At 73.5% G+C, this 17,558-nt stretch carries 17 protein-coding genes and 1 pseudogene; 9 read left to right on the top strand and 9 right to left on the bottom strand.

The window, feature by feature from the left end:
• The first annotated feature begins 64 nt into the window (after nucleotides 1-64).
• Nucleotides 65-1,738, top strand: coding sequence for an alkaline phosphatase D family protein (locus tag F9B16_RS30335; RefSeq protein ID WP_151543638.1), 1,674 nt, complete (start codon nucleotides 65-67; stop codon nucleotides 1,736-1,738).
• 24 nt (nucleotides 1,739-1,762) lie between these two features.
• Here the strand turns inward: F9B16_RS30335 and F9B16_RS30330 are convergent, their stop codons facing one another.
• Nucleotides 1,763-2,854 carry an ATP-dependent DNA ligase gene (locus F9B16_RS30330; protein ID WP_151543637.1) on the bottom strand — a complete coding sequence of 364 codons (1,092 nt, stop codon included), beginning with the start codon at nucleotides 2,852-2,854 and terminating at the stop codon, nucleotides 1,763-1,765.
• 63 nt (nucleotides 2,855-2,917) lie between these two features.
• Here F9B16_RS30330 and F9B16_RS30325 point away from each other — a divergent pair, with 63 nt between their 5' ends.
• Entirely contained in the window at nucleotides 2,918-3,619 is a 702-nt protein-coding gene (locus F9B16_RS30325; RefSeq protein WP_151543636.1) for a dihydrofolate reductase family protein, read from the top strand.
• On the opposite strand, the gene F9B16_RS30320 is transcribed toward F9B16_RS30325, so the two are convergent.
• Entirely contained in the window at nucleotides 3,601-4,323 is a 723-nt protein-coding gene (locus F9B16_RS30320) for a pyrimidine reductase family protein (protein ID WP_151543635.1), read from the bottom strand. The two genes, F9B16_RS30325 and F9B16_RS30320, sit on opposite strands and share 19 nt — an antisense overlap.
• Nucleotides 4,324-4,478: 155 nt before the next feature.
• On the opposite strand from F9B16_RS30320, the gene F9B16_RS30315 reads away from it, so the two are divergent.
• Complete coding sequence (locus F9B16_RS30315; protein ID WP_151543634.1) at nucleotides 4,479-4,880, top strand: hypothetical protein; 402 nt, start codon at nucleotides 4,479-4,481, stop codon at nucleotides 4,878-4,880.
• A 27-nt stretch (nucleotides 4,881-4,907) separates the two neighbouring features.
• Here the strand turns inward: F9B16_RS30315 and glgX are convergent, their stop codons facing one another.
• The 4 genes from glgX to F9B16_RS30295 form a co-directional block, all read right to left on the bottom strand.
• Complete coding sequence (glgX, locus tag F9B16_RS30310; RefSeq protein WP_151543633.1) at nucleotides 4,908-6,998, bottom strand: glycogen debranching protein GlgX; 2,091 nt, start codon at nucleotides 6,996-6,998, stop codon at nucleotides 4,908-4,910.
• Between the two features lie 107 nt (nucleotides 6,999-7,105).
• The gene (locus F9B16_RS30305; RefSeq protein WP_151543632.1) at nucleotides 7,106-7,636 is read right to left on the bottom strand and encodes a GNAT family N-acetyltransferase; all 531 of its coding nucleotides are present in this window, start codon (nucleotides 7,634-7,636) and stop codon (nucleotides 7,106-7,108) included.
• Nucleotides 7,637-7,731: 95 nt separating this feature from the next.
• A complete protein-coding gene (locus F9B16_RS30300; protein ID WP_151543631.1) occupies nucleotides 7,732-8,295 on the bottom strand; it encodes a DUF4262 domain-containing protein in 564 nt (187 codons plus the stop codon).
• Nucleotides 8,296-8,370: 75 nt separating this feature from the next.
• Nucleotides 8,371-10,119, bottom strand: coding sequence for a CocE/NonD family hydrolase (locus F9B16_RS30295; RefSeq protein ID WP_151543630.1), 1,749 nt, complete (start codon nucleotides 10,117-10,119; stop codon nucleotides 8,371-8,373).
• A 338-nt stretch (nucleotides 10,120-10,457) separates the two neighbouring features.
• Here F9B16_RS30295 and F9B16_RS30290 point away from each other — a divergent pair, with 338 nt between their 5' ends.
• Both F9B16_RS30290 and tatA read left to right on the top strand, forming a co-directional pair.
• On the top strand, nucleotides 10,458-10,781 hold the full coding sequence (locus F9B16_RS30290; RefSeq protein WP_151543629.1) for a histone-like nucleoid-structuring protein Lsr2: 324 nt from the start codon (nucleotides 10,458-10,460) through the stop codon (nucleotides 10,779-10,781).
• Between the two features lie 348 nt (nucleotides 10,782-11,129).
• The gene (gene tatA, locus F9B16_RS30285) at nucleotides 11,130-11,462 is read left to right on the top strand and encodes a Sec-independent protein translocase subunit TatA (protein ID WP_151543628.1); all 333 of its coding nucleotides are present in this window, start codon (nucleotides 11,130-11,132) and stop codon (nucleotides 11,460-11,462) included.
• 97 nt (nucleotides 11,463-11,559) lie between these two features.
• Here the strand turns inward: tatA and F9B16_RS30280 are convergent, their stop codons facing one another.
• Nucleotides 11,560-12,021 carry a CBS domain-containing protein gene (locus F9B16_RS30280; protein ID WP_151543627.1) on the bottom strand — a complete coding sequence of 154 codons (462 nt, stop codon included), beginning with the start codon at nucleotides 12,019-12,021 and terminating at the stop codon, nucleotides 11,560-11,562.
• Between the two features lie 180 nt (nucleotides 12,022-12,201).
• Between F9B16_RS30280 and F9B16_RS30275 the strand changes: the two genes are divergently transcribed.
• Nucleotides 12,202-13,482, top strand: a complete 1,281-nt coding sequence (locus F9B16_RS30275) for an ArsB/NhaD family transporter (RefSeq protein WP_151543626.1) — start codon at nucleotides 12,202-12,204, stop codon at nucleotides 13,480-13,482.
• On the opposite strand, the gene F9B16_RS30270 is transcribed toward F9B16_RS30275, so the two are convergent.
• Nucleotides 13,436-14,128: a phosphatase PAP2 family protein gene (locus tag F9B16_RS30270; protein ID WP_151543625.1), complete on the bottom strand. Its 693-nt coding sequence runs from the start codon at nucleotides 14,126-14,128 to the stop codon at nucleotides 13,436-13,438. The two genes, F9B16_RS30275 and F9B16_RS30270, sit on opposite strands and share 47 nt — an antisense overlap.
• Nucleotides 14,129-14,273: 145 nt before the next feature.
• On the opposite strand from F9B16_RS30270, the gene F9B16_RS30265 reads away from it, so the two are divergent.
• The 3 genes from F9B16_RS30265 (at nucleotide 14,274) to F9B16_RS30255 (ending at nucleotide 16,915) form a co-directional block, all read left to right on the top strand.
• Nucleotides 14,274-14,945: an RNA polymerase sigma factor gene (locus F9B16_RS30265; RefSeq protein ID WP_151543624.1), complete on the top strand. Its 672-nt coding sequence runs from the start codon at nucleotides 14,274-14,276 to the stop codon at nucleotides 14,943-14,945.
• A complete protein-coding gene (locus F9B16_RS30260) occupies nucleotides 14,938-15,882 on the top strand; it encodes a CU044_5270 family protein (RefSeq protein ID WP_151543623.1) in 945 nt (314 codons plus the stop codon). Before F9B16_RS30265 ends, F9B16_RS30260 begins: the two co-directional genes overlap by 8 nt.
• A gap of 142 nt (nucleotides 15,883-16,024) precedes the next feature.
• Nucleotides 16,025-16,915, top strand: a complete 891-nt coding sequence (locus tag F9B16_RS30255) for an LURP-one-related/scramblase family protein (protein ID WP_151543622.1) — start codon at nucleotides 16,025-16,027, stop codon at nucleotides 16,913-16,915.
• Here F9B16_RS30255 and F9B16_RS30250 read toward each other — a convergent pair.
• Nucleotides 16,912-17,558, bottom strand: a pseudogene (locus F9B16_RS30250) (MFS transporter); the annotation flags it as partial. The gene F9B16_RS30255 and the pseudogene F9B16_RS30250 sit on opposite strands and share 4 nt — an antisense overlap.

Below are 17,558 nucleotides of genomic sequence, written 5' to 3'. Positions count from 1 at the left end.
GCCACCGGCCTTGATGAGGCTTTCCGGCGATCACCCCGGAAACCTCCGAAAGGTCACCGCCCCCATGGCCGCACTCGCACGCCCCCTGAGCAGGAGATCCTTCCTCGTCGCCGGCGGCCTGACGGCCGGCGCCCTCGCCGTCCCCGGCATCGCCGAAGCCGCCCCCCGGCTGCGTACCGTCGCGCCCGGCGACCCCTTCACCCTCGGCGTCGCGTCCGGCGACCCCGCCCCCGACGGCTTCGTCATCTGGACGCGGCTCGCCCTGAACCCGCACGCCGAGGACGGCCTCGGCGGCATGCCGTCCAAAGCCGTCCAGGTGAAGTGGGAGGTCGCCACCGACGAGAAGTTCAAGCGGATCGAGCGGCGCGGCACCGCCACCGCCCGCCCCGAGGCCGCCCACTCCGTCCACGTCGAGCTGAAGGGGCTGCGGCACGGACGCGACTACTGGTACCGCTTCCGCACCGGCGACTACATCTCACCGGTCGGCCGCGCGCTGACCGCCCCGCGCACCGACTCGTTCGGCCCCGCCCTGACGATGGCCTTCGTCTCGTGCGCCCAGTACGAGCACGGCTACTTCACCTCGTACCGGCGCCTCGCCGAGGACCACCCCGACCTCGTCCTGCACCTCGGCGACTACCAGTACGAGTACAAGAAGGGCGTCTACAACAGCCCCGGCGGCAACATCCGCGACCACGACGGCCCCGAGACCGTCACCCTGGCGAACTACCGGCAGCGGCACGCCCAGTACAAGTCCGACACCGACCTGCAGGCCGCGCACGCCGCCGCGCCGTGGCTCGTCGTCTTCGACGACCACGAGGTCGAGAACAACTGGGCCGGCTACATCCCCGAAGAAGGCTCCGACACCCCGACCTACGAGGCGTTCCGCGCCCGCCGCGCCGCCGCGTTCCAGGCCTACTACGAGAACATGCCGCTGCGCCGCTCCTCGATCCCGGACGGCCCCGACATCCAGATCTACCGGCGCGTCCGGTGGGGGAGGCTCGCCAACTTCCACATGCTCGACACCCGCCAGTTCCGCGACGACCAGGGCTGCGGCGACGGCTACAAGGACTGCCCCGAGGCCACCGACCCCAAGCGCAGCATCACCGGCGACGCGCAGGAGAAGTGGCTGATCGACGGGTTCCGCAAGTCGGACGCCCGCTGGGACGTCATCGGCCAGCAGGTCTTCTTCGCCCAGCGCGACAACACCGCCGGGCCCGTCAAGAAGACCTCGATGGACGCCTGGGACGGCTACGTGGCCTCCCGCGACCGCATCACCAAGGGCTGGGTGGACGCCGGCGTCCGCAACCCCGTCGTGCTCACCGGCGACGTCCACGCGCACTGGGCGAGCGACCTCAAGGCGAACTACGACGACCCGGACTCGAAGACGGTCGGCTCCGAGCTGGTGTGCTCGTCCATCAGCACGACCGGCGACGGCGCCGACTCCGACCCCGCGAGCCAGCCCTTCCTGGCGATCAACCCGCACCTGAAGTTCTACAACAACCAGCGCGGATACGTCCTCACGACGATCGGCAAGGAGGAGATGAAGGCCGACTTCAAGACGGTCGCGTCCGTCCGGACGCCGGGCTCCCCGGTGTCGACGAAGGCGACCTTCGTCATCGAGGACCGCGTCCCCGGCGTGAAGCAGACCTACCTGCGCCCCTACGCCGCCCCGAAGATGTCCGCGAAGTCGGACCAGAACATCATCGACCAGACCATCCGCAACGAGACCCAGCCCTGACCGGGGCCCGGCCCTCGCGCCGATTCACCGATCGGCGCGGGGGCTGGTCGCGGGGCCGTTGAAGATGTCGTCCAAGTCGTAGGCCACGGGCACCTCCAGCTGCTCGTACGTGCAGGAGCGGGGCGTGCGGTCGGGGCGCCAGTTGCGGAAACGGGCGGTGTGCCGGAACCGGTTGCCCTCCATCGCCTCGTACGCCACCTCGACGACCAGCTCCGGACGCAGTGCCACCCAGCTCAGGTCCTTCTTGCCGGTCCACCGGGACACGGCGCCGGGCATGCGGTCGGCGGTCGCCTCGGACTGCCGCGCCCACTCCGCCCACGGATGCCCGGACAGGTCCTCCATGCGGTAGGGCTGGAGCTCCTCGACCAGCTCGGCGCGGCGCTTCATGGTGAACGAGGCCGCCACGCCGACGTGCTGCAGGTTGCCCTCGGCGTTGTAGAGGCCGAGCAGCAGCGACCCGACGATCGGCCCGGACTTGTGCCAGCGGAAGCCCGCCACCACGCAGTCGCAGGTGCGCTCGTGCTTGACCTTGAACAGCACCCGCTTGTCGGGCTGGTACTCGGTGTCGCGGGGCTTGGCGACCACCCCGTCCAGCCCGGCGCCCTCGAACTCCTCGAACCAGCGCAGCGCCAGCTCGTAGGAGTCGGACGCGGGCGTCACGTGGATCGGCGCCTTCGCGCCGGCCAGGGTCTCGACCAGCCGCCGGCGGCGCTCGCCGAGCGGCGTCTCCATCAGCGACTCGTCGCCGAGGGCCAGCAGGTCGAACGCGACGAACGAGGCCGGCGTCTCCTCCGACAGCAGCTTGATCCGCGACGCGGCCGGATGGATGCGCTGCTGCAGCGTGTCGAAGTCGAGGCGGGTGCCGCGCGGCAGGACGATCTCGCCGTCCACCACGCACCGCTCGGGCAGCTCCCGCTTCACCGCCTCGACCACCTCGGGGAAGTACCGGGTGAGCGGCTTCTCGCCGCGGCTGGACAGCTCCACCTCGTCGCCGTCGCGGAACACGATGCAGCGGAAGCCGTCCCATTTCGGCTCGTAGAGCAGGTCGCCCTGGGGCATGGTCTTGACGGCCTTGGCCAGCATCGGCGGCAGCGGCGGGCTGATCGGCAGGTCCATGCCCCCATCTTGCGCCCCGGCACCGACAAAACGGAGCACCGGGGGCTCGATAACCTGCAGGTCATGCGCCGTCTGTTTCCCGGGCCCACCGTCGAGGACGTCGACCCGTACGAGGCGTACGGCGACGCGCCCGGGCTGCGGCTCGGCATGGTGATGAGCGCGGACGGGTCGGTCACCGACGCCGAGGGCTGGACGGACGGGCTCGGCGGCGCCGCCGATTTCCGGGTGTTCCGGACGCTCCGGGCGCTCGCCGGCGCGATCCTCGTGGGCGCCGCGACCGCCCGCACCGGGCGGCTCGGCCCCGCCCGCCTACGGCCGGACCTGCGCGCGCGCCGAGGAGGGCCGCCCGCGCCCATCGCCATCGTGAGCCGTTCCCTCGACCTCGACTGGACGCTCCCGCTGTTCACCGAAGCGGAGACACCGACGATCGTGGTCACGACGGAGCGCGCGCGGAACGAGGTCCCGCCGGGGATCCCGGTGGTCGCGGCCGGAGACGACGACGTCGACCTCCCCGAAGCGCTGCGCGTCCTGCGCGAGGACCTCGGCCACGAGCACCTGCTCTGCGAAGGCGGCCCGGCACTGGCCACCGCGCTCATCCGGGCGTCGCTGGTGGACGAGCTGTGCCTCAACATCGCGCCCGCGCTCCTCGGGAGCCCGCGCCACACGCGCCTGCTCGGCGTCCTGGACGCCGAGGTCCCCGTCGAGCCCGCGGCCGTCCACCTGGACGAGGGCGTCCTGTTCGTCCGCTACCGGCTGCGCGCGTAGCGGAGGAAGAGGAAACCGTCCTCCTCCAGCGCGTGCCCGAGACGGAACTCCGGGGGAGCGGGGAGCGGCGGGCCGTTCAGGATCCGCGCCGGGTGCCCGGCGAGCAGCATCGGGCTCAGCGTCAGGCACAGCTCGTCCAGCAGCCCGGCCGCCGTGATCTGCGCCAGCACCCCGGGGCCGCCCTCGCACAGCAGCCGCCGGAACCCGCGCGACGCCAGCTCCCGGACGGCGACCGCGAAGTCGAGCGAGTCCTCGCCCGCGACGATGACGTCCGCGCGCTCCTTCGCCAGGCGCAGCCGTTCCGGGTCGGCGGTCGCGGTGGCCAGCACGATCGTCGGGACGGCCGCCTCGGTGAACAGGGGCGCGTCGAAGTCCAGGTCGAGGGTGCGGGAGACGACCGCGAGCGGCGGCACCGGCGGCCGCCCGTCGCGCACCGCGCCCCAGCTCTCGCGCGGCCTGACCGGCCCGTACCCCTCGGCGCGGACGGTCTGGGCGCCGACGATCACCACGTCGGCGAGGCCGCGCAGCAGCAGGAACAGCTCCTGGTCGGCGGCGTTGCCGAGCCCGCCGCTGCGCTCGTCGCGCTGCGCCGCCCCGTCGAGGCTGGCGACCATGTTCGCGCGCAGCCACGTCCCGCCGCCCGCCGGGTAGGCGTAGCGCTCGGCGAGGTCGACCGGGTCGGAGGAGGGCGTGAGGGTGCGCATAGACGTCACAAGTTACTGCACCGGAGGCAAGGGCGACCTGACCGTTCCGCTTACTCAGCGTACGGCAATATGCACGAATCCGTCATGGCGCGGCGATCGGCACGCGACACTTGGTGCGGGGACGGACCGTAGAACTGCACCGAAAGGAGCGGGGGGTGGAGTTCGCCGCACTTGCCGCGTGGGTCCTCGCCGCCACGGCCGGCGGCTACCTGTTGATCAAATGGCTGACGAGCGGGGGACGGGGCACGAAGGTGACCCGGTTCCCGGTCCTGGTGGTGATCGGGCATCCGCTGGCCGCCGTGATCGGCCTCTGCGTCTGGATCGGCTACCTGGCGACCGGGCGCGGCGCGTTCGCGTGGGTCGCGTTCGCCGCGCTGCTGGTCGTGATCCTGCAGGGGTTCATGCTGCTGACGCGCTGGCTCGTCGGGGGCGGCGGCCGGCACGCCCGCGGCCGCGACCAGACGTTCCCGGCCGCCGCCGTCGCCTTCCACGGCGTGATCGCCGTCACGACGTTCGTCCTGGTCTTCCTCACCGCCATGGAGGTGAGCCGCACCTGAGACGGCGGCACGGCGCCCGGCCTCGGGCTAGCCCCTGCGCAGGACCGTGAGGGAGCGGGCGGGGACGGAGACCTCGTCGCGGGCCTTGACGCGGGGGCGCTCGCCCGCGGCGGCGGGGTCGGCGGTGTCGAGGACGAACTCCCAGCGCTCGCCGTACTCCGCGCCGGGCAGGGTGAACTCGACGGCGTCGGACCCGGCGTTCACCAGCAGCAGGAACGAGTCGTCGCGGACGCGGCGGCCCCGCTGGTCGGGCTCGGTGATGGCGTCGCCGTTGAGGAACACGCCGAGGGACTTGGCGAAGCCGACGTTCCAGTCCTCGTCCGTCATGCTCTCGCCGGCGGGCGTCAGCCACGCGATGTCGGCGGCGGCGCCCGTCCCGGTGCCGGTGAAGAAGCGGCGGCGCCGGAACACCGGGTGGTCGTGCCGCAGCCGCGACAGGATCCGGATGAACTCCATGTCGCCGGGCTCGTCCCAGTGCACCCACGCCAGCTCGTTGTCCTGGCAGTAGGCGTTGTTGTTGCCGCGCTGGGTGCGGCCCAGCTCGTCGCCGTGCAGCAGCATCGGGACGCCCTGCGACAGGAACAGCGTCGCGAGGAAGTTGCGGCGCTGGCGGGCCCGCAGCTCCAGCACCTCGGGGTCGCGGGACGGGCCCTCCGCGCCGCAGTTCCAGGACCGGTTGTCGTCGGTGCCGTCGCGGTTGGACTCGCCGTTGGCTTCGTTGTGCTTGTGGTCGTAGGAGACGAGGTCGGCCAGCGTGAAACCGTCGTGGCACGTCACGAAGTTGATGGACGCGAACGGCCGCCGCGCACTGTGCTCGTACAGGTCGGACGAGCCGGTCAGGCGGGACGCGAACTCCGGCATCGTCGCGTACGAGCCGCGCCAGAAGTCGCGGACGGTGTCGCGGTACTTGCCGTTCCACTCCGTCCACAGCGGCGGGAAGTTGCCGACCTGGTAGCCGCCCTCGCCGACGTCCCACGGCTCGGCGATCAGCTTGACCTGCGAGACGACCGGGTCCTGCTGGACGAGGTCGAAGAACGCGGCGAGCCGGTCGACGTCGTGCAGCTCCCGGGCGAGCGCCGACGCGAGGTCGAACCGGAACCCGTCGACGTGCATCTCCAGGATCCAGTAGCGCAGCGAGTCCATGATGAGCTGCAGCGCGTGCGGGTTGCGGACGTTGAGGGAGTTGCCGCAGCCGGTGTAGTCGAGGTGGTAGCGCTTGTCGTCGTCGCGGAGCCGGTAGTAGGACGCGTTGTCGATGCCGCGGAACGACAGCGTCGGCCCGAGGTGGTCGCCTTCGGCGGTGTGGTTGTAGACGACGTCCAGGATGACCTCGATGCCCGCCTCGTGCAGGGCGCGGACCATCGCCTTGAACTCCAGCACCTGCTCGCCGGCCTGCCCGGACGCGCTGTAGGCGTTGTGCGGGGCGAAGAACCCGATCGTGTTGTAGCCCCAGTAGTTGTCCAGGCCGCGCGCCACGAGCGCGTGCTCGGGGATCGACTGGTGCACCGGCATCAGCTCGACGGCCGTCACGCCGAGGTCGGCGAGGTGGTCGACCATCACCGGGTGCCCGAGGCCCGCGTAGGTGCCGCGCTGCTCCTCCGGGATGCCCGGGTGCAGCTTCGTCAGCCCCTTGACGTGCGCCTCGTAGATCACGCTCTCGTGGTACGGGACCCGCGGCGGCCGGTCGTCGCCCCAGTCGAAGAACGGGTTGATCACGACGTTCTTCGGCATGTAGGGGGCGCTGTCGTCCTCGTTCAGGGCGTCCGGGTCGTCGAACCGGTAGGAGAACAGCGACTCGTGCCAGCGGACGCCGCCCTCGACGGCCTTGCCGTACGGGTCGAGCAGCAGCTTCGCGGGGTTGCAGCGGTCCCCGTCGCGGGGGCTGAACGGCCCGTGGACCCGGTAGCCGTAGCGCTGCCCGGGCCCGACGCCGGGCAGGTACCCGTGCCAGACGAACCCGTCCACCTCGGGCAGCTCGCGCCGCGTCTCGGTCCCGTCGGCGTCGAACAGGCACAGCTCGACCCGCCGGGCCACCTCCGAGAACAGCGCGAAGTTCGTGCCGGTGCCGTCCCAGGTGGCGCCCAGCGGGTACGGATCCCCGGGCCAGACCTCAGGCATGTGCTCCCTCTCGTCGACCGACCGATGCCGCCTGCCCCGCAGCGCGTTCCCCGTCGATTCTGGACTACTCCCGCCTTGCCCGCCCGCCACGGCCCGATATCAGAGTGTCACGGGGGAGGGGCCGGGCGGGGCAGCCGCCAGATCGTCTCGCCGTCGGCGGTCTCGGCGGTGGGGCGCAGCCCGAGGCGGGACGCGACGGACGCCGACGCCCGGTTCGCCGGGTGGATCGCGGCGGTGAGCGCGGCGATGCCGTGCCCGGTGAGCCAGCCGGCCAGCGCGCGGGCGGCCTCGGTGGCGAAGCCGAACCCCTGGTAGGGCATGCCGATCACCCAGGCGAGCGCGGCCTGCGGCCCGCCGGGCGCGGGGGTGACGGTCGCCTGGACGTAGCCGACGGCCTGCCCGTCGCGGGCGCGGCGGACGATCCAGTTGAGCCAGTACTCCTGGTGGAAGGGGGCGGGCCCGGCGACGAGGTGCTCGTAGCGGGCGCGGAGCTCGTCGAGGGTGAGGGGCTCGCCGCCGATGTAGGCGTGCAGGCGCGGGTCGTCCAGGACGGGGGCCATCTCGTCGGCGTGGTGGACGGCCAGCGGCTCCAGGACGAGGCGCTGGGTCCGGATGGTCTCGGCGATCGGCCCGTACACCCGCCGATCGTATGCCCTGCCCGGCGCGCCGCGCCCGATCCGCCGTGCGCGATCATCGGCGGCTGATCATCCGTTGCCGCCGCCGGCGGCCCGGGTCAGCCGTGGCCGGCGGTGTGGCGGCGCGTCCAGGCCCCGGCGGGGTGCTGGGTCGGGGCGAGCCACAGCCACGGCTGGGAGTGCCGGAACGGCAGGTCGGTGCCGGGCTGCCAGGGGAACAGGCCGTCGCCGTTCGGCCAGACGACCTGGAGGAACGGCAGCGGCGGCCGCCGGTAGAAGGCGACGGCGCCGCGGAACAGGCCCTCGTACCAGCGGGGGTCGACGGCGCGGAACGCGGCGGTCTGGCCGCGGACGGCGCCCTCGCGGCGCTCGCCGTCGGCGGGCGGCCGGCCCTCCGCCGCCTCCCGGCCGAGGGCGTTCAGCACCTCCTCGGTCTCGTACACGTCGCCGCCGAACATCGCCAGCTCGGGCGCGCGGTGGCTGTGCCACAGCCCGATGGTGTACGCCCAGCCCGGGCCGTCGGCGTCGGGGTGGACGAGGACGACGCTCCAGCCGTACTGGGTGATGTGCACGATGGTGCGGAGCTGGAAGTTGTCCAGCCGGTCGCGGTCGCCGTAGTCGCGGCAGATCACGCAGGTGCATGAGGGGCGACCGTCGGACATGGCGCAAGCTTACGATCATTTCGCCCGCCGGTCCGCCCGTGCGGGGGCGAACCGGCGGCGGTCCCCGCTACGCGCTCACCGCAGGGTCGGCAGGGTGAGCACGCCGGGGTCGGCGGGCCCGGTGCGGACGGTGACCGGCAGGACGCTCCGGTTGCCCAGGTAGGACAGGTCGCTGGAGGCGATCGCGACGCGGAGCCGGTGGCCCTTCGCGAACCGGTGCACGATCGAGGGCAGCTGGACCGTCAGCGGCTTGCGGACGTCGGCCACCCGCACGGGGGAGACGAGCCGGTGGACGAGCGAGACGGAGCCGTCCGGCGCGACGTCGTACAGCTTGGCGAACAGGATGAGGCGCCCGTTGACGCCGGACTTCTGCGACTGGACGGCCGCGGGCGAGTCGAGCCGGACCTTGAGGGTGGGGGAGCCGACCACGTCGGTGTCGGCGGCGAGCGGGGCGCCGGTCCAGGCGACGGCGGTGCCGGGGGCGTCGGCGGGCGGGACGTCGTCCAGGCCGAGCGCGCCCTGCACGGCGGAGACCTCGGAGAACGACGTCGGGATCCACGGCAGGTTGCCGTAGCTCGCGGCGCCCGCGGCGACGGCCTTGCGGTCGGCGACGAGCCCGTCCTTGCCGGACAGGTAGAGGGTGCGGGTGCGCGTGGGCGCGGTGCCGTAGGCGGGCGCGGCGTTGCCCTGGTACTTCACCCAGGGGCGGAAGTAGGCGAACGCCGGGCCGGTGCCGGTGGAGCGGCCCATGAGGTAGTGGTCGAACCAGGCGGCGACGCGCTGCCCGACGTAGCTGCCGGACGGGTCGGCGAGGTCGCCGTCGCCGGGGACCTGCCCGCCGCTGTGCCCCGGCGACTGCCAGATCATCTTCACCGGGGTGCGCTGCGCGGCGAGCCGCCTGTAGGTGGCCGTGGCCTCCTGGAGGTCGAAGAGGCTGTCGGTCTCGCCCTGGACGATCAGCGTCGGCGCCTTGATCTTCGGCATGTAGGACGCGACCGACGCGGCCTTCATGTACGCCATGCTCGCCTGCTGCGGCACGCCGAAGACCAGGCTCTCGCCGACGGCCTGGCAGAGGATCGTCGGGAAGTTCGGGCAGCCGAGCAGTCGGCCGGGGTCGGTCTGGCCGTTGGTGAGCCCGGCGGACACGCCCTCGCCGAAGAACCCGAGCGCCCAGACCAGCTTGGTGACACCAGGGTCGGTGCTGAGCCTCCCGTCGACGAGCTGGTTGTTCGGCGCGAGCGAGTAGCGCAGGTCCCGCCAGGTGATCATCGGGACGATGGTGTCGATACGGGGGTCGACGCCGGCGGCGGCGAACTGGATCTGCCCGCCGTAGGAGCCGCCGACCATGCCGACGCGCGGGTCACCGGCCCGGTCGAGCGTGACCGCGGTGAGCCGCGTCCCGTCCTTGGCGGCCTTCTTTCCGGCGAGGTAGTCGACGAGCTGGCTCGCGGCGGCGCCGTCCCAGTCGGGGTGGTCGAGGGTGATGCGGCATCCGCTGCCGCCGAACCCGAGGCCGGAGTAGGACAGCACGGCGTATCCGCGCTGCGCGTAGGTCTTGCCGAGCCCGGCCTGGTCGTCCTTGGACCCGCCGAAGCCGTTGGTGGTGAGGATGGCGGGCACCCGGTGCGCGGCGGACGCGCCGGACGGCAGGTAGAGGTCGCCGACGACGTCGCAGTGCTGGTCGTGCTTCGGGCCGACCGCGACGTCGAAGTGCAGCGTCCGGACCGTGTAGGCGTCGGCCGCGTGGGCCGGGAGGGCGCTCGCGCCGCCCGCCGCGACGAGCGCGGCGGCGGCGGTGGACAGGACGGCGCGACGGCGCGGCATGGGGCGGCTCCGGGACCGGGGGGAACAGGGGGCTGATCTTTACTACCGTCTGGTAAGGCGGCTGTCCAGATGCGAACGTGAACTTTCTTCGGACGTGTCCCGGCGGAGCCGCGCCGGGCTGCGGTGCGGCCCTCCGCGGCCCTGCGCGCGCGTCCCGCGGGTCAGGTCCGCTTGGTGTCCCGCTGACCCGCACGACGGATTCGCCGCCCCGGGCATGCCCGCGCATGACGAAATCCTCACCCGTTGGGGAAATACATTAATCGGGGTTCCGCCAATACCGCGGCCGCCGAGCATCTACTATTCTTCGAACTGACCAATAAACGGAACGGAGACGGCTCATGGCGCAGAAGGTCCAGGTCTCACTGGTGGATGACCTCGATGGCGGAGCGGCGGTGGAAACGGTGTCGTTCGCCCTTGACGGCAGGGCGTACGAGATCGACCTGAACAAGAAGAACGCGGCGAAGTTGCGCAAGGTCATCGCGCCGTTCCGGGACAGTGCCCGCAAGGTCCGCCCGGCCGGACGCAGGCCCGCGACGCGCACCGCGAGCAACCGCGAGCGCAGCGCGGAGATCCGCGACTGGGCCCGGTCGGCGGGAATCCCGGTCAACGACCGCGGCCGCATCCCGGCGAACGTCGTCCAGCAGTACGAGGCCGCTCACTGAGCACCGTTACCGGCCGCCGCGCACCCGCCCGAAGCCGATGCGCGCGCCTTTCCGGCGACCGCGTCCGGAACGGTTTCCGGCGGCAGGCGCCCGCCTAAGGAACTGCGGCCGGGCACTCGCTCGGCCCGGGAAGTGACGGCCGCCGCATTGCCCGCCGAAGGGCCGGCCCGCGGTGCTCTGGGCAATCAATACGGCGGTGGCGCGCGCGGGTGATCCGCCGCCGCGCACGGCGCCCGCGCCGCGCGGGCGGGCACGCCCGCGCCCGAGTGCGGCCGTCCCGCCATCGGTTGCGCAGTTGCGCGAATGGGTGAGAGTACGCTGGACGCGCACCGGACAAGGGAGGCGCTCATGGGGGAGTTCTCACCCTCGCACTGGCTGATCGTCGGCATCGTGGTGGTGCTGTTCTTCGGCTCCAAGAGGCTTCCGGACGCGGCCAGGGCGCTCGGCCGGTCGATGCGCATCCTCAAGTCCGAGACGCAGGGCCTGCGCGACGACGCCGCTCCCGGCGCGGACGCGGCCCCGGCACCGGCACAGGCACAGGCACAGGCACCGGACGCGATCCAGCACGCGATCCAGGACGGCGCGTTCGGCACCGCTCAGGACAAGCGCGACCGCGCCGCCCGCCTGCGCGAGGAGGCCGCCCGCATCGAGAGCACCGCACCGGGCGCCACGAACACCTGACCGCCGCCGAAGCTCCGCCGCGGGTGCCCGTCAGCTTCGTGGTGGGGCCCCGGCAAGGGCGCCTGAGGGGCGCCCTCCGCCGGCGCTCCCGGCGCCGTCAGGCGGGCGGGAGGATCCGGGTGAGCAGGTCGGCGACCGTGATCGCGCCGATCATCGGGGCGTCGGTCCGGCGCGGGTCGCCGGAGACCGCGACGACCGGGCTGCGCGCGCCCGCCATCACGCTGGCGATCTCCATGACGGTCGCGTCGGCGTCCACCACGGGCGGCGGCGTCCGGTTCGCGGGCAGCAGGTCGGCGACGCGCTTGCCGGCGAGCCGCTCGCACAGCCGGTCGGCGTGCCCCTCGTCGTAGGCGCGGGCCAGCGCCGGGTCGTCGCGCACGTACTGCGGGATGAGCGCGCCGAGGAGCTGGGACCCGGGCAGCACGGCCTTCGGGCGGTGCCGCTCGTCCACCACGATCAGCCCGAGCAGCCGGTGCTCGGCCAGCAGGCGGGCGGCGTCCAGCGCGCTGGTGTCCGCGGTGACGGTGGGGTGGTCCACGGCGAGTTCTCCGGCGCGCACACCCCGACCGTAGCAGGGCGCGGCCCGCCGGCACCGATACCGTCACCGCCGGTCGGAGCGGCGGTCACGGCGTTCCCGCGTGGAAAACGCATCGGAATCCCGTTAGGGTCGGTGAACGGTGAGCCGGGAAGTCTGGTCGGCGTCGTACCGCCTACCCCGAAAAGACTTCCAGGAGCCGCCTTGGCCGCCGCAGCCGCAGTCACGATCTTCGTCGTCGCGTACGTGCTGATCGCGTCGGAGCGGATCCCCCGGACGGCGGTGGCGCTCGGCGGCGCGGCCCTGATGATGCTGCTGCACGTCACCGACGACGGCGCGGCGTTCTTCTCCGAGCGCACCGGGATCGACTGGAACGTCATCTTCCTGCTGCTCGGCATGATGGTGATCGTCTCGGTGCTGCGGCAGACCGGGGTGTTCGAGTACGTGGCGATCTGGGCGGCGAAACGGGCGCGCGGGCGGCCGTACCGGCTGATGGTGATGCTGGTCCTGATCACCGCGGGCGCGTCGGCGCTGCTGGACAACGTCACCACCGTGCTGCTGGTCGCGCCGGTCACCTTCCTGGTGTGCGAGCGGCTCGGCCTGGACGTCGTCCCGTACCTGATCGCCGAGGTGATGGCGTCCAACATCGGCGGCACCGCGACGCTCGTCGGGGACCCGCCCAACATCATCATCGCCAGCCGCGGCGGCCTGACGTTCAACGAGTTCCTGGTGCACCTCGCGCCGCTGGTGGTGGGGCTGGTCGCGGTGTTCTGCCTGCTGTGCCGGTGGCTGTTCCGGTCGGCGTTCGTCTACGACGCCGGCCGCGCGGCGGAGGTCATGGCGCTGCGGGAGAGGGAGGCCATCACCGACCGGCGGCTGCTGTGGCAGGGGCTGGGGGTGCTCGCCGCGGTGATCGCGGCGTTCGTGCTGCATCCCGTCCTGGACTACCAGCCGTCGGTGGTCGCGCTGCTCGGCGCGGGGCTGCTGGTCGCCGCGACGAAGGTCACCACCGAGCAGGCGCTCGCGGAGGTGGAGTGGCCGACGCTGGTGTTCTTCGCGGGGCTGTTCGTGATGGTCGGCGGGCTGGTGGAGACGGGCGTCATCGCGGACGTGTCGCGGGCCGCGGCCGACCTGACCGGCGGGGACCTCGGCGCGTCGTCGATGCTGCTGCTGTGGGCGTCGGGCGTGCTGTCGGCGATCGTGGACAACATCCCCTACGTCGCGACGATGAGCCCGATCGTCTCCGACCTCGTCCAGGCGCATCCGGGCGCCGAGGGGCACGTGCTGTGGTGGTCGCTGGCGCTCGGGTCCGACCTCGGCGGCAACGCGACCGCGATCGGGGCGAGCGCCAACGTCGTCGTGCTGGGCATCGCCGCCCGCAACGGCACCCCGATCGGCTTCTGGAAGTTCACCCGGTACGGCCTGATCGTCACGGCCGTCACGGTGACCCTGTGCGTCCCCTACCTGTGGTTGCGCTATCTGTGACCGGCGGCGCGGCCGGCGAGGCGGCGGGGCGGGCGGTCAGCAGCGGTGCCAGGGGGCCGTGGCGCAGCCGGCCGACGAGCGGCGTGGCGACGCGGCGCAGGAGCAGGGCGACGAGGCAGGCGACCGGCACCGCCAGGACGATGGAGCCGATGACGTCGTGCGGGTAGTGGCCGCCGACGTAGACGCGCGTGAAGGCCTCGAAGGCCGCGAAGACGGCGGCGACGGCGCCCAGCCGCCGGTCGAGCAGGTACAGGGCGGCGGCGGCCGCGGCGGCGGCCGTGGAGTGCCCGCTGGGGAAGGCGTAGTCGGACGGCGCCGGGCACGCCTCGACGATGAACGCGTGCGGCATCGCCCGGCACGGGCGCGGCTCCTCGACGACCTTCTTGACGACCTCGGCGGCGGCGAACGCGACGGCGACCGCGACGGGGCCGGCCAGCGCGAGGGCCATCGCCGCCGCGTCCCGGTGCCGTGCCCGCCACCAGGCGGCGAGCATCAGCACGGCGAAGACGGCGAGCCCGGCGTTGGTCCACCACTCCAGAGGGCCGTTGAGCCAGCGGGTGTCGCGGGCGAGGTGCGTGACGGCGGTGAAGAGCGGGCCGTCGACGCGGGAGCCGTCGAGGGCCAGGGGTGCCGGGGCGGCGGTCATCCGGGGTCTTCCTGTTCGGTCGCGCTTGAACGTCTACAGCACTGTAGACGGTCGGCGGCCGGGAACGCGCCACCGCTCCCGGGGACCCAGGGGACCGCGGCCGGGCAACAAAGGATGATCAGACCTCGACCCGAGAGGCCCGCCCATGCCCCCGACAAGCCGGTCGTCACCGGTCCGTCCCGCCCCGGCACCGGCCGGAGCGCCCGCCGCGGACCCCGCCGGAGAGCCCGCCGGAGACCCGTCCCGGGAACCGACGGACGCGGCGCTCATCGCCGCGTCCCGCACCGATCCCGAGCGGTTCGCCGCGCTGTTCCGCCGGCACGCCCCGGCGATCATGCGGTACACGGTGCGGCGCCTCGGCCAGGACCCGGCCGACGACATCGTCGCCGAGACCTTCCTGGTCGCCTTCCGCCGCCGCGGCGCCTACGACGCGGCGCGCCCGGACGCGCGCCCGTGGCTCTACGGCATCGCCACCAACCTGATCCGGCGGCACCGCCGCGCCGAGGTGCGGGCGCTGCGCGCGCTCGCCCGCGGCGGCGCCGACCCGGTCACCGAGCCGTTCACCGACGCCGTCGAGGACCGGGTGCACGCGGGCGCCCGCTCCCAGGCCCTCGCCGGCGCGATCGCCGCGCTGCCCGCCGCGCAGCGGGAGGTCCTGCTGCTGGTGACCTGGGCCGAGCTGACCTACGACGAGGTCGCCGAGGCCCTCGGCGTCCCGTCCGGGACCGTCCGGTCCCGGATGAACCGGATCCGCCGCAAGCTCCGCGACGCGCTCGGCGACGCCGCCGACCCCCACCGGGAGGCCCACGATGGATGAACTGACGCTGGTGGAGCGACTGCGCTCCGAGGTCCCCGGCGACCTGGACGTGGCCGCAGCCGAGCGCCGGTGGCGTGACCGGGCCCTGGCCGCCCCCGCCCGGGCGCGGCGGCGCCGCGCCCGCAGGCCGCTGCTGCTGTCCGGGGTCGCCGCCGCGGCGTGCGCCGGAGTGGCCGCGACCGTGGTGGCCACGTACCAGCCGGCGGATCCGCCCCCGCCGCCCGCAGCCGTGGCCGCCCTGCTCGACCAGGCCGCCGACCGCGCCGGCGCCGACCCGGTCCCGAGGCCGGACCAGTTCGTCTACCAGGACCTGATCGAACTGCGCCGGACGGCGGGCAAGGGGCGCTGGTACCAGGACCGCAACCAGTCCTGGGTCTCGGTCGACGGGTCCAGGACCGGGCTCGTCCGGCTGAAGAACTCGATCGAGGCCGGTCCGGACGAGGGCGTCCCGCCGGACGGCGACAGCGTCCTCAAACCGTGCGGGCAGGTGCCGCCGATCGAGCGGCCCTACCTCGGCGACGTCCCCGCCGACCCCGACGCCCTGCTCCGCCTGCTGGTGACCGAGGGCGACGGCCCGCGGGCCGCGCGGCAGTGGGAGGCCGCCACCGACCTGATCGACCGGCCCGCGCCGCCCGCCGTGCGCGCGGCGCTGTTCCGCGCCATCGGCCGGATCCCCGGCGTCCGGCTGGCGAGCGACTCCGTGGACGCGGCGGGACGGCACGGCGTCGCGGTCACCCGGACCCGGGACGGGGTGCGGGAGGAGCTGATCTTCGACACCGCGACGCACCGGTTCCTGGGGACCCGCGACATCGTCACCCGCTCCAGCGACCAGCTCGGACGGCGCGGGTCGACCCTGTTCTCCAGCGCCCTGCTGCGGACGACGATCGTGGACGGGGTGCCGAAGCCCGCTCCGGGCGCGGAGGTCTCCAACTGCTGACCGGATCCGGCCCGTCCCGCCGCCCGGCCCGGTGCGGGCGGCGGGACGGGCCGGTTCGTCCGGAAAGGCGCGGAGAATGCGAGATGGCGGCGCTATCGTGTCGCCTGACCATCGCGCTGACACGCCTCGTACAGGAGCCTCCATGGGCTACCCCCCGCCTCCCTCCCAGCCCGGCCCAGGAGGCCCGTACCAGCCCGGTTACGGGCCTGGAGGCTATGGCGCCCCGGCGCCCGCCGGGCCGCCCGCTCCGCCGTACGCGCCGCAGCAGCCCGCCTACCCGCCGAACGGCTACGCGCCCGCCGGCTACCCGCCCCAGCAGCCCGCGTACCCGGCGCCGCAGCAGGGCGGATACCCGCCGCAGCAGCAGGGTGGATATCCGCAGCAGGGCGGCTACCCGCAGCAGCAGCCTCCCGCGCAGTACGGCACGGCTCCCGCCGACCTGTACGGCTCGCCCATCCTGGTCTACGACCAGCCGGCGCAGTTCTTCTCGACGGAGGCGAACTACACGATCTGGAGCCCGCAGGGGCAGCCCGCCGCGCACGTCCGGGAGCAGGGCGTCAGCGGGGCGAAGAAGGCCCTGCGCGTGGTGAACCAGGGGAGCCAGACGAAGGCGGAGCGGAAGCTGACGATCTTCCGCCCGGACGGCATGCCGTACTTCCACTTCTACAAGCCCTACGGGTTCATGGGGACGCCCAGGATGCAGGTGCTCACCGCGCAGGGCGGCCTCATCGGGCACCTGCGCAAGCGGGCGATGCGCGGCTGGGAGATCCTCAGCGCGCAGGAGCAGCAGCTCGGCTACTACGAGCTGCTCAGCGGCCGGGTCACCGACTGGCAGCAGCAGGAGATCGCCCGCATCCAGCGCGGTTTCGAGGGCATGGGCGAGCTGCTGTCGCAGATGTTCACCGGCGCGGACCGCTACGTCCTGCGGATGCACGCGCCCCTGCAGGAGCCGATGCGGACGCTCGTCCTCGCGTGCCCGCTCGCGTTCGACACCGCCGTCTCGCAGAACCGCAGCATCGGCGGCTGGCTCTAGCCGCACCGCTGCTCGGCGGCGTCCTCGGCCGTTCCGGGGACGGTGTCGGCGGTGCCCGCGCGCTGCCGCAGGACCCCGGCCGCCGCCGCGGCGGCGACGCAGCACGCCACCGGCAGGAAGAACGTGACGTTGAGCGGCATGACGCCGGTGAGCGCGCCGATGGCGGCGGGCCCGGCGAGCATGCCGAGGTAGCCGATGCCCGCGACGCGGGAGACGTTGACGCCGGCGGCGTCGCGGTCGGCGTGCCCGGCGGCGCTGAAGAGCTGCGGGATGCAGCCGGACAGCCCGGCCCCGAACACCGCCCAGCCGGCCAGCGCCAGCGGGATCCACGGCGACAGGGCGGCGGCGGCCATCCCGAGCGCGGCGGCGGACGCCCCGTAGCGCAGGACGGCGACCGGGCCGAGCCGCGCCGCGACGCGGTCGGCGAGCAGCCGGCCGATCGTCATGGTGGTGGCGAACGCGCCGTAGGCGAGGGCGGCGGTGGCGGCGGGCGCGTCCAGGACGCGGCGCAGGTGCAGCGCGCTCCAGTCGTTCGCGACGCCCTCGCACAGCATGATCATCAGAGCGAGCGCCGCCAGCGCCCAGATCCGCAGGGGCATCCGCCGCCGCGCCCCCGCGGCGCTCGCCTCGCGGGCGCGGTCCG

Source organism: Actinomadura montaniterrae (assembly GCF_008923365.1).
Taxonomy (GTDB): Bacteria; Actinomycetota; Actinomycetes; order Streptosporangiales; family Streptosporangiaceae; genus Spirillospora; species Spirillospora montaniterrae.
The sequence above is the reverse complement of the archived record's forward strand: the minus strand, read 5'-3'. Positions and strand labels throughout refer to the sequence as shown.

What these genes read in the sequence shown, in the direction of transcription:
- glgX (WP_151543633.1), bottom strand. Translation starts at nt 6,998, where the DNA reads ATGCCTGAGGTCTGGCCCGGGGATCCGTACCCGCTGGGCGCCACCTGG.
- F9B16_RS30295 (WP_151543630.1), bottom strand. Translation starts at nt 10,119, where the DNA reads ATGCCGCGCCGTCGCGCCGTCCTGTCCACCGCCGCCGCCGCGCTCGTC.
- F9B16_RS30330 (WP_151543637.1), bottom strand. Translation starts at nt 2,854, where the DNA reads ATGGACCTGCCGATCAGCCCGCCGCTGCCGCCGATGCTGGCCAAGGCC.
- F9B16_RS30320 (WP_151543635.1), bottom strand. Translation starts at nt 4,323, where the DNA reads ATGCGCACCCTCACGCCCTCCTCCGACCCGGTCGACCTCGCCGAGCGC.
- F9B16_RS30300 (WP_151543631.1), bottom strand. Translation starts at nt 8,295, where the DNA reads ATGTCCGACGGTCGCCCCTCATGCACCTGCGTGATCTGCCGCGACTAC.
- F9B16_RS30290 (WP_151543629.1), top strand. Translation starts at nt 10,458, where the DNA reads ATGGCGCAGAAGGTCCAGGTCTCACTGGTGGATGACCTCGATGGCGGA.
- F9B16_RS30265 (WP_151543624.1), top strand. Translation starts at nt 14,274, where the DNA reads ATGCCCCCGACAAGCCGGTCGTCACCGGTCCGTCCCGCCCCGGCACCG.
- F9B16_RS30270 (WP_151543625.1), bottom strand. Translation starts at nt 14,128, where the DNA reads ATGACCGCCGCCCCGGCACCCCTGGCCCTCGACGGCTCCCGCGTCGAC.
- F9B16_RS30255 (WP_151543622.1), top strand. Translation starts at nt 16,025, where the DNA reads ATGGGCTACCCCCCGCCTCCCTCCCAGCCCGGCCCAGGAGGCCCGTAC.
- F9B16_RS30260 (WP_151543623.1), top strand. Translation starts at nt 14,938, where the DNA reads ATGGATGAACTGACGCTGGTGGAGCGACTGCGCTCCGAGGTCCCCGGC.
- F9B16_RS30325 (WP_151543636.1), top strand. Translation starts at nt 2,918, where the DNA reads ATGCGCCGTCTGTTTCCCGGGCCCACCGTCGAGGACGTCGACCCGTAC.
- F9B16_RS30335 (WP_151543638.1), top strand. Translation starts at nt 65, where the DNA reads ATGGCCGCACTCGCACGCCCCCTGAGCAGGAGATCCTTCCTCGTCGCC.
- tatA (WP_151543628.1), top strand. Translation starts at nt 11,130, where the DNA reads ATGGGGGAGTTCTCACCCTCGCACTGGCTGATCGTCGGCATCGTGGTG.